The following is a 12,936-nucleotide window of genomic DNA, read 5'->3' as shown; positions in this document are numbered from 1 at the left end:
GCGGCGATGCGGAACCTCATTCCCCGCCTCGTGCGCGAGTTCGGATCCCGTGAGGCCGAGGCTCGGGCCGATCTGCGCCTGGTCAGTCAGATTCCCGGCGTCATCCCGGTCGAAGAGTTAGAGGCGCGAAAGACCTCACGCATCGCCGGAGTCGTCTCGGCGACGACCCAGTCATGCAGCGCCGACAGTCCCAGGCTCGATGTCACCGTGGCCGACGGCACCGGCGAAGCCCGCGCCCAATTCCTCGGACGTCGCGAGATCAGCGGCATCCGTCCCGGATCCCTGATCGTCTTGGAAGGACGATTCTGCGGAAAGGACGGAGTGCTCACCGCACACAATCCCGTCTACGAACTCGTGCAGACGCGCGACGACTCCGAGGACTGACCGGTCTGCAGCCACCAGACGGTCTCCACCGCCGAGTCGTCGCGGACGCTCGCGGATGACTGAGCCGCCTCAGCCCTCGGTGTTCTCGTCGGCTGTCGCGGTCTCCTGCAGCAGCGCGAGCAGCGCCGGCTCCTGATCGGGGGAGGAGAGGAAGAACAGTTCGTCTCCGGCTTCGATGACGTCATCGGCACTCGGGGCGAACGCCCGCGAATTGCGGATGATCGCCACCAGCACGGTATCGAGCGGGAAGGTGATCCCGCCGACGCGCTCGGCCACGAGCTCGGCGTTCTCGTGCACGGTGAACTCGAGCAGCCCTGCCTGACCGCGTTCGAAGCTCATGAGGTGGACCAGTCCGCCGACCTCCACTGCTTCCTCCACGAGTGCGGTCATCAGGCGCGGAGTCGACACGGCGACATCGACGCCCCAGTTGTCGTCGAAGAGCCATTCGTTCTTCGGGTTGTTCACGCGCGAGACGGTCCGCGGCACCCCGAACTCGGTCTTCGCCAGCAGGGAGAGCACGAGGTTGGTCTTGTCATCTCCTGTCGCGGCCACGACGACATCGGCCTCCTCCAGCCCCGCCTCGGCGAGACCGGCGAGCTCGCACGCATCGGAGAGCAGCCATTCGGCGCCCGGAATGCGCTCATGCCCCAGCGCCTCCTTGCTCTGATCGATGAGGAGGACCGTATGGTCCTTGTCCAGCAGCTCCCTGGCCACCGAGCGTCCGACGGAACCGGCACCGGCGATGATGACTCTCATTCTTCTTCCTCCACGGTTCGCACGGGCTGATCGAGGATCCGTTCGATCTCGCCGAGGCGGTCGACCGGAGCCATGAGATGAACGAGATCTCCGTCCTGGAGGAGCAGATCATCATGGGCGACGATGCCCTCGGACAGACGGGTGACATAGGCGACCCGCGCCTTGGTCCGTGTTTCGATCTCCTTGATCGGACGCGCCACCCAGCCAGGATCCAGATGCACCTCCGCCAGGACGAGTCTGCCCGAGGGGTCACGGTATTCGGTGATCGACCCCTGCGGGACGAGCTTGCGCATCACCTGCTCGGCCGTCCACCGCACGGTGGGCACGGTGGGGATGCCGAGCCGTTCGAAGACCTGCGCCCTGTTCGGGTCGTAGATGCGGGCGGCGACATTGCTCACGCCGAAGGTTTCGCGAGCGACACGCGCGGCGAGGATATTCGAATTGTCACCGCTCGAGACGGCGGCGAAGGCGAAGGCTTCGGCGGTCTTCGCCTGGGACAGGGTCTCACGGTCGAATCCGACCCCCGTGATCGTCGAGCCGCTGAAATCCCGACCGAGCTTGAGGAACGCGTCGGGATTCCGGTCGACGACTGCGACGGAGTGCCCATTCGCATCGAGGGCTTTGGCCAGGGACGCCCCGACTCGGCCGCAGCCCATAATCACGAAGTGCATGGGTAATCCTTCCCGCAGTGATCTACCATTGGTTGCCGTGGCCAGCAGTTTTTCTGATGCCGTCAAAAGACTACTCGTTGGACGGCCCTTCCGCAGTGAGGACAGGCGTGCGCCTGCGCTGAAGAAGCGCATCGCGATGCCCGTCTTCGCCTCTGACATGCTCTCATCGGTGGCCTACGCCCCCGATGAGATCCTGCTGGCACTGTCACTGACCTCACTCGTGGCCCTGACCGTGGCCCCCTGGATCGGTGTGGCCGTCGGCATCGTCATCCTCGTGATCGTCGCCTGCTACCGCATCAACGTGCGTGCTTACCCCTCCGGTGGGGGCGACTACGAGGTGGCCTCGAAGAATCTCGGCTCCGGGGCCGGTCTCGTCGTGGCCGCGGCTCTCCTCGTCGACTACGTGCTCACCCTGGCCGTGTCGATGACGGTCTTCGCCGCCTATATCACCACGGCCTTCCCGATGCTCGCGCCCTACCGTGTGCCCGTGGCCATCGTCGGCATCCTGCTCATCTGCTTCGCCGGTCTGCGCGGCTCACGAGCCACTCCGATGCTGCTGGCCGTGCCGACCTACCTGTTCCTCGGTGCCGTGTTCCTGACGATGTCGGTCGGTCTCATCCGGGTCGGGCTCGGCGACACTCCGCACGCTCAGACCGCGGACTACACCGTCGTGCACAGCAACATCGGCGACCAGGCGACTCTCGGCCTGGCCACCGTCCTCATCGTCCTCCGTGCGTTCTCCTCCGGAGCCGTCGCTTTGGCCGGAGTGCAGACCGTGGCCACAGCGGTACCGGCCTTCAAGAAGCCGCGCGGCAAGAACGCCGGCAACACCCTGCTGCTGTCGGGGCTGCTCGCGGCCCTCATGCTCACGGGGCTGACCTATCTGGCATCGGTCACCGGCATCAAATACGTCGACGACCCGCATATCTACCTCGTCCGTGCAGACGGCAGCCCGGTCAGCGCCGAATACGAACAGGAACCCGTCCTCGCGCAGCTCGCACACGCGATCTTCGACAACGCGCCGGCGATGTTCTTCATCGTCGTGCTCATCACCGCGCTCGTGCTCATCGCCGCGGCGAACACCGCGGTCGAGGGCTTCCCCGGACTGGCCTCTCGACTGGCCCGCGATGAATTCCTGCCGCGGCAGCTGGCGACGAAGGGCGACCGCCTCACCTTCTCCAACGGCATCCTGCTGCTGGCCGCGGCCGCGATCGTCCTCGTCATCGCCACTTCCGCCTCGGCGACGGTGCTCATCCAGCTCTACCTCGTCGGGGTCTTCGCCAGCTTCGTCCTCGGCCAAGCGGGGATGGTCCTGCACTGGCGCAAACGCCTGCGCCTGGTCATCGACTCGAAGACCCGGATGCGGATGCACCTCAACCGGGTCGTCAACGCCGTCGGCTGTGTGCTCGCCGCCGGTGTCCTCATCGTCGTCATCGTCTCGAAGTTCCTCGCCGGAGCCTGGCTGGCCGTCGCCGCCATGGCCGGGCTCTACCTCGTCATGGGGGCCATCCACCGTCACTATTCGCGAGTGGCCCGCGAGCTCGCCCCCGACGCTGATGTGAACTCGCGGACGATTCCGTCGAACACCCACGCCATCGTCGTCGTCAGCGAAATCGACAAACCGACGATGCGGGCGCTGTCCTACGCTCGGGTGACCCGGTCGAGCCAGCTCGAAGCCGTCACCGTGGCCGTGGACGAAGAGGCCGCGGCCGGTCTGCAGAAGAGGTGGAACGAGATGGAGCTGCCGGTGCCGCTGACGGTGCTCGGCTCGCCTTACCGCGAACTCGTCCGCCCGATGCTCGCCCATATCCTCGCCATCCGCCGCAGATCGCCCAGGGACCTCGTCATCGTCTACATCCCGCAGTTCGTCGTCGGTCGGTGGTGGGAGCACATCCTGCACAACCAGGTGGCTCTCAAGCTGCGCACCCGACTGCTGCTGGTGCCCAACGTCGTCGTGGTCTCCGTACCCTGGCGACTGAAATCCTTCTCCCGACAGTACGGCGGAGACGGCCCCGATGCCGACACCTCGCTGTACAGACAGGCATAGAACACGCATGAGCGACACCTCGTCTCACGCCCGGGAACTCACCCTCGACATCGAGGCACCGGCGGCCGGCGGCACCACCATCGCCCGCCACGACGGCCAGGTCGTCTTCGTCACCGGTGCCCTGCCCGGTGAGAAGGTCCGAGTCCGCACCGAGGCGGGACCGCCCGCCCGATTCCTCCGCGCGACCGTCACCGAGGTGATCGAGTCCTCTGCCCATCGCGTGCCCGACCGTCGTCTCGACTACGTCCCCGGCGATTCGGCCGACGTCTTCGGTGCCGGATCCGCTGCGGGCAACGGTGGACGGCCCGTGCCGGGGTCGGCCGGATTCGGCGGCATGGAATTCGCCCATGTCGACCTCGCCCACTCCCGCACGCTCAAAGCCGAGGTGCTGCACGACCAGCTCAAGCGCATCGGCCACATCGACGCCGACCCCGAGGTGCTTGCCGCACCGGGTGAGACCGACGGCACGGACTGGCGCACACGCGTGCAGCTGGCCGTCGACGATACCGGCCGCGCAGGAATGGTCGCCCCCCGATCTCACGAGGTCATCCCCGTGACCGCGCCGCCCCTGGCCGCCGGACCCCTGCACGAGCTCGACATCGCGGGGCTGCATGCGCCTGGGGCGCGCCGGCTCGAATTCGCGTGGGCCGGTGACCGCGGTGCGCTCATCGTCCGCGGGCAGTCCACCGCGCAGGTCCTCGACGCAATCGGATCCTGGCTGCCGACCTCCTTCTCACTCCTCGCCGAGGCGGCTGAACCCGAGAGCGGCCATGGCCGTGGCCGCGGTGGTCGTCACCGTGGGCGCAGGCGCGCCCAAGCGCCTGCTCGTCCGCTGCGAGTGATCCGCGGTGAGGCCACCCTGACCGAAACGGTCGACGGTCATGACTTCGCCGTCGGCGCAGACGGCTTCTGGCAGGTCCACCGGAACGCGGCCGCACTGCTCAGCTCGGAGGTCGTCACAGCACTGCCTGCCGATGTCGAGGCGATCACCGACCTCTACTGCGGGGTCGGACTTCTCGGCATCACTGCCGCCCGAGCCACCGGTGCACCCCTGTTCGGGGTCGAAGGGGTGGAGGCGGCCATCGTGCATGCGCGCGAGAACGCCGCCGATCTCGAGTCCCGCTTCCTCGCGCTCAGCGTCGATCGGGCCCGTCTGCCCGATTCGGACATCATCATCCTCGACCCGCCACGGGCGGGCGCGGGGAGGAAGGCCACCTCGGCGATCATCGAATCAGCGGCACGCACCCTGGTCTACGTGTCCTGTGACCCGGCCACGCTGGCCCGGGACCTCGCAGCCCTCACGGATGGGGGATTCGCGATCGAGAGCCTCACCGGATTCGACCTCTTCCCGCTGACCGCGCACCTGGAGACCGTCACAGTCCTCAGGCGGTGACCGGGCGGCGGGGGAGGAGGACGAGCGCGATGAGGGCGATGAACGTCGTGAGGAAGCCCCACAGCCCCCACCAGCCGCCCGACCGGCCCTTCTCCTTCGCGAACGAGCTGCAGACGACGGCGAAGATGATGCCGACGAGCAGTGCGCCGAAACCGAATCCGGCGCCTAGGGTGAACGGGTCCATGGGAACTCCTCGGTGGTGACACGCTGGTGCGATGCCTCGTGTGACTGTGCTTCCCACGCTAGGCAGTCAGGCCCGGCCGCGGCCCTGGTGATGCCCGCACGAGGACGTGCGGAAAACCCGATCGACGGGCGCCGTTCGTCCGTGTGCCATGGTGGTCAAAGCCCCTCAAATGCGATAGAATTTATCTTGACGTCAAGATACTTTTGGAAACATATGTGTCGCGTAAATCGGTGCGTGATGCAAGGGTCCGACCGCCGAGTCGGACGGACCCGGTTTCGTGGATGAGTGTCGGATGAAACAGGAGAATCACGATGAGCAACGTCGATACGTTCAAATCGAAGAGCACCCTGACCGTAGGCGATAAGGATTATGAGATCTATCGCCTGGACCAGGTCAAAGGGTCGGAGAAGCTTCCCTTCAGCCTCAAGGTGCTGTTGGAGAACCTGCTGCGCACGGAAGACGGCGCCAACATCACTTCGGAACATATTCAAGCCCTCGGCAGCTGGGATCCCAATGCCGAACCCGATACGGAGATCCAGTTCACCCCCGCCCGCGTGGTGATGCAGGACTTCACCGGTGTGCCCTGCATCGTCGACCTCGCCACCATGCGCGAGAAGGTCGTCGAGCTCGGCGGCAGCCCGGACCAGGTCAACCCGCTGGCTCCGGCCGAACTGGTCATCGACCACTCGGTGCAGATCGACCGCTTCGGCACCGCTGACGCCGTCGAACTCAACATGGACATCGAATACCAGCGCAACGGTGAGCGCTACCAGTTCCTGCGCTGGGGCCAGACCGCATTCGAAGACTTCAAGGTCGTGCCTCCGGGCATGGGCATCGTCCACCAGGTCAACATCGAGCACCTGGCTCGCGTGGTCATGCCGCGCGAGGTCGACGGAGTCCTCCGGGCCTACCCGGACACCCTCGTCGGCACCGACTCGCACACCACGATGGTCAACGGCCTCGGTGTGCTCGGTTGGGGCGTCGGCGGCATCGAGGCAGAGGCCGCCATGCTCGGCCAGCCGGTCTCCATGCTCATCCCGCGCGTCGTCGGCTTCAAGCTCACCGGTGAGATTCCCTCCGGTGTCACCGCGACCGACGTTGTCCTCACGATCACCGATATGCTCCGTCAGCACGGTGCCGTCGGCAAGTTCGTCGAGTTCTACGGCAAGGGCGTCGCCGAGGTGCCGCTGGCCAACCGTGCGACCATCGGCAACATGAGCCCCGAGTTCGGTTCGACCGCCGCGATCTTCCCGATCGACGAAGTCACCATCGACTACCTCAAGCTCACCGGCCGCTCGGATGAGCAGATCCAGCTCGTCGAGGACTACGCCAAGACGCAGGGACTCTGGCACGATCCGGACAACGAAGTCGAGTACTCCGAGTACCTCGAACTCGACCTGTCCACCGTGGTGCCCTCGATCTCCGGACCGAAGCGCCCGCAGGACCGCATCGAGCTCTCCGACGCCAAGAACCAGTTCGCCAAGGACATCCACAACTACGCCGCTCCCGGCGAGGAGTCGAAGTCCGTGGCCGTCAGCACCGCCGACGGACGCAACTTCGAGCTGGCCAACGGTGCCGTGGCGATCGCTTCGATCACCTCCTGCACCAACACCTCGAACCCCTCGGTGATGATGGCCGCCGGCCTGCTGGCACGCAATGCCCGCAAGCGCGGACTCAACTCGAAGCCGTGGGTCAAGACCTCGATCGCACCGGGTTCGAAGGTCGTCACCGAGTACTACAACAAGGCCGGCCTCATCGAGGACCTCGAAGCGCTGAACTTCTACATCGTCGGCTACGGCTGCACCACCTGCATCGGCAACTCCGGTCCGCTGGACGCGGAGATCTCCGACAGCATCCAGGACAACGACCTCTCGGTCACCGCAGTCCTGTCGGGCAACCGCAACTTCGAGGGCCGCATCAGCCCGGACGTGAAGATGAACTACCTCGCTTCGCCTCCGCTGGTCATCGCCTACGCACTGGCCGGCACCATGGACTTCGACTTCGAGAACCAGCCCCTGGGCAAGGACTCGGACGGCGTCGACGTCTACCTGGCCGACCTGTGGCCCTCGCCTGACGAGGTTGAGTCGGTCATCGCCGATTCGATCTCGACCGATATGTTCGACAACGAATACGGTCGCATCTTCGACGGTGACGAGCGCTGGCAGCAGCTCGACACCCCCGAGGGCAAGGTCTTCGAGTGGGATGACGAGTCGACCTACGTGCGCAAGCCCACCTTCTTCGACGGCATGGGTCTCAAGCCCGAAGCCGTCAAGGACATCAAGGGCGCCCGCGTGCTCGCGAAGCTCGGCGACTCGGTGACCACCGACCACATCTCGCCCGCAGGTTCCTTCAAAGCCGACACCCCGGCCGGCAAGTACCTCGTCGAGCACGGCGTCGAGCGCAAGGACTTCAACTCCTACGGCTCGCGTCGCGGCAACCACGAAGTCATGATCCGCGGAACGTTTGCGAACATCCGTCTGCAGAACCAGCTCCTCGACGGAGTCCAGGGTGGCTTCACCCGCGACTTCTCGCAGGAAGGCGGACCGCAGACGACGATCTACGACGCGTCCGTGAACTACCAGGCCGCCGGCACCCCGCTCGTCGTCCTCGGTGGCAAGGAATACGGCTCGGGATCCTCGCGTGACTGGGCCGCCAAGGGCACGAAGCTGCTCGGCGTCGAGGCCGTCATCACCGAGAGCTTCGAGCGCATCCACCGCTCGAACCTCATCGGCATGGGCGTTCTGCCGCTGCAGTTCCCCGCCGGCGAATCCGCTGATTCGCTCGGACTCGACGGCACCGAGACCTTCTCCATCGAAGGCGTCACGGAGCTCAACGAGGGCACGACTCCGGCGACCGTCAAGGTCACCGCCGAGAAGGAAGACGGCACCAAGGTCGAATTCGACGCCGTCGTCCGCATCGACACCCCGGGTGAAGCCGACTACTACCGCAACGGCGGCATCCTGCAGTACGTGCTGCGTCAGCTCGCAGAAGCCTGATCGCAGGAGACGAGGCCTGAGCGGCGACTTCGCCGCACCAGGCTGAGCCGTGAGTCTGCGACTCGCGGCAGCCGGTTCGCGCTGAAGCGCTGAGCCGAAACTGATCGAAGGCCGGTGGGATTCTTCCCACCGGCCTTCGTCGTCCCCGGATGCGTGCGGCGGTGCCGTTGACAGAGCATCCCTCACCGTTCGCGTTACGTCCTCCACACAGTTCGGCATCCCTCACCGTTCGTGACAAACCACACCGCTGCCAAGGAATCCGTCACCGTTCGTGACAAATCGCCCCGTTGCAGCGGGGTGGTGTGCGGCGAAGGGTGAGGGACGGTCGCTGTCGTGCGGGATTGTCAGGGAGCGTGAGCGCGCCCGCGGGAATCCTTGCGCTGGTGGTCGGCCGCCTCGGCGTGGGTGGGGGTGGGCGCGAATGCGACCATCACTCATCGGCAGTCTCTCAACACCGTGCAGCAACGGGGTGGTGTGCCACGAACGGTGAGGGGTGCTTTCGCAATGGTGTGAATTGCCAGCGCCGAGGCGGTGTGACGGGAAGGATGAGGGGCACTGCAGCGCGGAGAAATGCAGCGAAGGGTGAGCGACGCATCTGTGAGCGATAGGATGGGGCGAATGGAATCTGTCCGCCAACGATGACGTCAGAACTGAGGCCGCATGACCTTTCTCGAATCCCTCGGCTCGCCGGCCGACCTGCGTCGACTCGACGCGTCGGAATGCGACGTGCTGGCCAAAGAGATCCGCGACTACCTCATCACGACCGTGTCCGGCACGGGCGGACATCTGGGCCCCAACCTCGGCGTCGTCGAACTGACCATGGGCATCCACCGCACCTTCGACTCGCCACGCGACACCATCATCTTCGACGTCGGCCACCAGACGTATGTGCACAAGCTGCTCACCGGCCGCCGCGAGGAGTTCTCCACCCTCCGGCAGCGCGACGGGCTCTCCGGCTATCCGAGCCGGTCCGAGAGCGATCATGACGTCGTCGAGAACTCCCACGCCTCGGCCTCGCTGTCCTGGGCCGACGGCATCGCCAAGGCCCGCCAGCTGAAAGGCGAGGACGACCGCCACGTCGTCGTCGTCATCGGCGACGGGGCCCTGACCGGGGGAATGACCTGGGAAGCGCTCAACACCATCGCCGCCGACACCTCCACCCCGCCGCGGCGGCTGGTCATCATCGTCAACGACAACGGCCGCTCCTACGCCCCGACCGTCGGCGGATTCGCCGCCCACCTCGACGAACTGCGCACCACCTCGAGCTACGAGAGGCTCCTGAGCTGGGGCAAAGAGACACTCCGCCAATCCGGCCGACCCGGCCGCGCCGCCTACAGCGCCATCCACGGCGTCAAACGCGGACTCAAGGACATGGTCAGCCCACCCGAGACCGGAATGTTCGACGAACTCGGCATCAAATACCTGGGCCCCGTCGACGGACACGATCAGTCCTCGGTCGACAAGGCCCTCCAGCTGGCCAAGCAGTTCGACGGCGGTCCTGTCATCGTCCACATGATCACGCAGAAGGGCCACGGATTCGACCCGGCCGTCAACGATGACGCCGACCAATTCCACTCCGTCGGCGTCATCGACCCCGTGACGGGCAAGTCGACACCGTCGAAATCGACATCATGGACCTCCGTGTTCGGCACCGAGATCTGCGAACTCGCCGAAGAGCGCGAGGACATCGTCGCCATCACCGCGGCCATGCTCCTGCCCGTGGGACTGGCGAAATTCGCCGCGGAGTTCCCCGACCGCGTCTTCGACGTCGGCATCGCCGAACAGCATGCGGTCGCCTCCGCCGCGGGGCTGTCCTACGGCGGCCTCCACCCCGTCGTGTGCATCTACTCGACGTTCCTCTCCCGGGCCTTCGACCAAGTGCTCATGGACGTCGCTCTCCACCGTCAGGGCGTGACCTTCGTCCTCGACCGCGCCGGAATCACCGGCCCGGACGGAGCCAGCCACCACGGAATCTGGGACATCGCGATGCTGCGCGTCGTCCCCGGACTGCGCCTGGCCGCACCCCGCGATGCCGCCCGGCTGACCGAAGAGCTGCGCGAAGCCGTCACCGTCTCCAACGCCCCGACCGTGGTGAGATTTCCCCGCGGCAGCGTCGGGGCCGACATCCCGGCGCTGAGGCGGCTCGACGACGGCGTCGACATCCTCCGTGAGGGGCCGGCCGGGTCGAAGCCCCATGTGCTCATCGTCTCCGTCGGGCCCTTCGCCACGTTGGCCGGGGACGTCGCCGACCGTCTGGGCGAGCAGGGGCTGAGAGCCACGATCGTCGATCCCAGATGGGTGCTGCCCGTGCCCGGATCCGTCGTCGACCTCGCCGCCGACCACAGCCTCGTGGCCGTCATCGAAGACGGGGTGAAGATCGGCGGTGTGGGTTCGCAGATCCGCTCCGACCTGCGCGAAGCCGATTCGCGGATCGGGGTGCTCGAGCTCGGCGTGCCCGATGAGTTCCTGCCGCAGGGAACACGCGAAGAGATCCTCGCCGAGGTGGGCCTCGACGTCGACACGATCGTGGCCGATATTCTCAAGGCCCTGCCCGCCGAGGTGGCCGATCGAGCCGATCAGAGTTCCCGCCGCGCGGTGTGAGGTCCGGGGCTGAGCGTGACGGTCAGGGTAGGGGGAGCCCGGCCAGGGTCTTCTTCAGTACAGGGGCACTGAGCTCGATCTGCCACGGTCGGGCTCCCGCCTCGGCGAGGTGGTCCTCGACATCGACGCCCGACTCCGCGGCCAGCGACTTCACGATTGCCGGCTGGAGGAGAATATCGTGGGGGATCGTCAGCTCCTCGGAGAGCTGTGACATCGCGGACTTGAGCGCGGCCACCCGCTCCTTGAGTTCCGCCGGATTGAACTCGCTGCGCTTCGACCGTCCGCGCTCGGACCGTCCCGGCAGCTCGTCGGCACCCAACCGGGAGGCCTTGCGGTAGGCACGGAAGAGTCGGGCCGCCTCGGCGCGGGAGAGCCTGCGCCACTGAGCCAGGATGTCGTCGCTGGACTTCACACCGGATTGAGCGAGGGCGACGAGCTCACGATCGCGCAGGATCTTCGTGGGAGCCAGATCGGCCTCACGCGCCATGGAATCCCGGGCCTGCCAGAGCTCGCGGACCCGGGCGATGTCGCGGCGGGACCTGATCTTCGACAGTCCATGCGTGCGTCGCCACGGCTCATCGAAATGCTTCGGCGTGAAATCGAGCAGGTGGGTGAACTCCTGCTGCGCAAACTCCCACCGGTCGGAGTCGAGAAGCTGCTGGTGGAGGATATCGCGGATCGGCAAGAGCACTTCGACGTCGAGGGCGGCATAGTTCAGCCACTCCTTCGGCAGCGGACGCGTTGACCAATCGGCGGCCGAATGCTCCTTCGCCAGCCGCACACCCAGGGTGCGTTCGGCGACCGCGGCCAGACCGAACTTCTCCCACCCGAGCAGTCTCGCCGCCAGTTCGGTGTCGAACAGAGCGGCCGGGCGCATCCCGCGCTCCTGCAGACACGGCAGGTCCTGCGTCACCGAATGGATGACCCACTCATCGGTTCCGAGGGCCGGGTTGAGGTCGCTGAGATCCCCGAGCGTCTCGGAATCGAGGAGGAATGTGCCTGCACCCTCACGGCGCAGCTGCACGAGGAAGGCGCGCTGACCATATCTGATTCCGGAAGCACGTTCGGCATCGATGGCGATCGGACCCTGGGCGGCGGCCAGACCGGCGATCGAGGAGGAGAGGTCCTCTGGGGTGTCGACGACGTCGGGGATGCCGTTCGCGGGTGTTTCCAAAAGCGGTAGTTCAGTTGTCATCGACGGCGCCCGGGCAGGGCTGTGACTCCTTCAGGAAGTGGTGGCAGTCCGGCGACTGTGCTGAGCAGATCGATCCAGGCTTCGAAGTGATTGCCGATCAGATCCGGCTCGTCAATCACGGGTGTCCACGAAGCGCGCAGCTCCAAGTCTATCGTGGCCGGGCGATCGGCCAGGGTGCCGAAGCTCTCGGACAGCACCCGAGTGGTCGTCCCACCGGCGGCGAGGACCTGGCAGTCGTTGGAGTCGAGGGCATCTTCGAGCCAGCTCCACGCGACGTGCCCGAGCATCGTCTCATTGCCGAGTTCGTGTTCGAGCTCGGCACGGATGTAGGAGACCACCCGGAACGATCCTTCCCATTCCTCCGGGGCGGCGGGATCGTAGAGGACGACGATGCGGCCGGTCGCGAGTTCGTCGATGGTTTCGCCGCTGGCCCGCAGGAACGTCTCATCGGCGCTGACCTCGGCTCCGAGAGCATAGGAGTAGGGGGCCAGTCTGGCCGGGGCGGGGATCTCGGAAATCGACACGTTGTTCGTGCTGCGCGCCTGACGCAGCACCGACGTCACGGCGGAGAACTCCGCCGGAATGCGATTGAGAGGTGAGGTGTTGACCACAGTTGCCACGATAGATCAGCCATGCGGACAGGGGAATCATCCACGCCGAGGCGGCCCCGGACATTCCTGCGGCCCGTGTCCTCGGCCGCATGCTGAGA

10 protein-coding genes are annotated in these 12,936 nt (G+C 66.2%); 5 read left to right on the top strand and 5 right to left on the bottom strand.

Annotated elements, in window-relative coordinates; all coding sequences use genetic code 11:
* Positions 1 to 6: 6 nt before the first annotated feature.
* Complete coding sequence (locus tag QYM46_RS10585; protein WP_169252451.1) at positions 7 to 384, top strand: OB-fold nucleic acid binding domain-containing protein; 378 nt, start codon at positions 7 to 9, stop codon at positions 382 to 384.
* Between the two features lie 69 nt (positions 385 to 453).
* Here QYM46_RS10585 and QYM46_RS10580 read toward each other — a convergent pair whose 3' ends face one another.
* Positions 454 to 1,140: a potassium channel family protein gene (locus tag QYM46_RS10580; RefSeq protein ID WP_432788897.1), complete on the bottom strand. Its 687-nt coding sequence runs from the start codon at positions 1,138 to 1,140 to the stop codon at positions 454 to 456.
* Positions 1,137 to 1,811: a potassium channel family protein gene (locus QYM46_RS10575; protein WP_169252449.1), complete on the bottom strand. Its 675-nt coding sequence runs from the start codon at positions 1,809 to 1,811 to the stop codon at positions 1,137 to 1,139. Before QYM46_RS10575 ends, QYM46_RS10580 begins: the two co-directional genes overlap by 4 nt.
* 136 nt (positions 1,812 to 1,947) lie before the next feature.
* On the opposite strand from QYM46_RS10575, the gene QYM46_RS10570 reads away from it, so the two are divergent.
* Together QYM46_RS10570 and QYM46_RS10565 are read left to right on the top strand one after the other, a co-directional pair.
* Positions 1,948 to 3,858, top strand: a complete 1,911-nt coding sequence (locus QYM46_RS10570; protein WP_211167980.1) for an APC family permease — start codon at positions 1,948 to 1,950, stop codon at positions 3,856 to 3,858.
* A 7-nt stretch (positions 3,859 to 3,865) separates the two neighbouring features.
* Complete coding sequence (locus QYM46_RS10565; protein ID WP_432788896.1) at positions 3,866 to 5,251, top strand: class I SAM-dependent RNA methyltransferase; 1,386 nt, start codon at positions 3,866 to 3,868, stop codon at positions 5,249 to 5,251.
* On the opposite strand, the gene QYM46_RS10560 is transcribed toward QYM46_RS10565, so the two are convergent.
* Entirely contained in the window at positions 5,241 to 5,435 is a 195-nt protein-coding gene (locus QYM46_RS10560) for a hypothetical protein (RefSeq protein ID WP_101553389.1), read from the bottom strand. The two genes, QYM46_RS10565 and QYM46_RS10560, sit on opposite strands and share 11 nt — an antisense overlap.
* 311 nt (positions 5,436 to 5,746) lie before the next feature.
* Between QYM46_RS10560 and acnA the strand changes: the two genes are divergently transcribed.
* Together acnA and dxs are read left to right on the top strand one after the other, a co-directional pair.
* Entirely contained in the window at positions 5,747 to 8,431 is a 2,685-nt protein-coding gene (acnA, locus tag QYM46_RS10555; RefSeq protein ID WP_432788895.1) for an aconitate hydratase AcnA, read from the top strand.
* 660 nt (positions 8,432 to 9,091) lie between these two features.
* Positions 9,092 to 11,032: a 1-deoxy-D-xylulose-5-phosphate synthase gene (dxs, locus tag QYM46_RS10550; protein ID WP_432788894.1), complete on the top strand. Its 1,941-nt coding sequence runs from the start codon at positions 9,092 to 9,094 to the stop codon at positions 11,030 to 11,032.
* A gap of 22 nt (positions 11,033 to 11,054) precedes the next feature.
* On the opposite strand, the gene QYM46_RS10545 is transcribed toward dxs, so the two are convergent.
* Together QYM46_RS10545 and QYM46_RS10540 are read right to left on the bottom strand one after the other, a co-directional pair.
* A complete protein-coding gene (locus QYM46_RS10545) occupies positions 11,055 to 12,227 on the bottom strand; it encodes an HRDC domain-containing protein (protein WP_432788893.1) in 1,173 nt (390 codons plus the stop codon).
* The gene (locus tag QYM46_RS10540; RefSeq protein ID WP_169252443.1) at positions 12,224 to 12,838 is read right to left on the bottom strand and encodes a DUF3000 domain-containing protein; all 615 of its coding nucleotides are present in this window, start codon (positions 12,836 to 12,838) and stop codon (positions 12,224 to 12,226) included. Before QYM46_RS10540 ends, QYM46_RS10545 begins: the two co-directional genes overlap by 4 nt.
* Positions 12,839 to 12,936 lie beyond the last annotated feature (98 nt).

Source organism: Brevibacterium sp. K11IcPPYGO002 (assembly GCF_050920635.1).
Taxonomy (GTDB): Bacteria; Actinomycetota; Actinomycetes; order Actinomycetales; family Brevibacteriaceae; genus Brevibacterium.
Note: the sequence above shows the minus strand (reverse complement) of the source record. Positions and strands in the feature narration are given on the sequence as shown.

What these genes read in the sequence shown, in the direction of transcription:
- QYM46_RS10585 (WP_169252451.1), top strand. Translation starts at nt 7, where the DNA reads ATGCGGAACCTCATTCCCCGCCTCGTGCGCGAGTTCGGATCCCGTGAG.
- QYM46_RS10580 (WP_432788897.1), bottom strand. Translation starts at nt 1,140, where the DNA reads ATGAGAGTCATCATCGCCGGTGCCGGTTCCGTCGGACGCTCGGTGGCC.
- QYM46_RS10575 (WP_169252449.1), bottom strand. Translation starts at nt 1,811, where the DNA reads ATGCACTTCGTGATTATGGGCTGCGGCCGAGTCGGGGCGTCCCTGGCC.
- QYM46_RS10570 (WP_211167980.1), top strand. Translation starts at nt 1,948, where the DNA reads ATGCCCGTCTTCGCCTCTGACATGCTCTCATCGGTGGCCTACGCCCCC.
- QYM46_RS10565 (WP_432788896.1), top strand. Translation starts at nt 3,866, where the DNA reads ATGAGCGACACCTCGTCTCACGCCCGGGAACTCACCCTCGACATCGAG.
- QYM46_RS10560 (WP_101553389.1), bottom strand. Translation starts at nt 5,435, where the DNA reads ATGGACCCGTTCACCCTAGGCGCCGGATTCGGTTTCGGCGCACTGCTC.
- acnA (WP_432788895.1), top strand. Translation starts at nt 5,747, where the DNA reads ATGAGCAACGTCGATACGTTCAAATCGAAGAGCACCCTGACCGTAGGC.
- dxs (WP_432788894.1), top strand. Translation starts at nt 9,092, where the DNA reads ATGACCTTTCTCGAATCCCTCGGCTCGCCGGCCGACCTGCGTCGACTC.
- QYM46_RS10545 (WP_432788893.1), bottom strand. Translation starts at nt 12,227, where the DNA reads ATGACAACTGAACTACCGCTTTTGGAAACACCCGCGAACGGCATCCCC.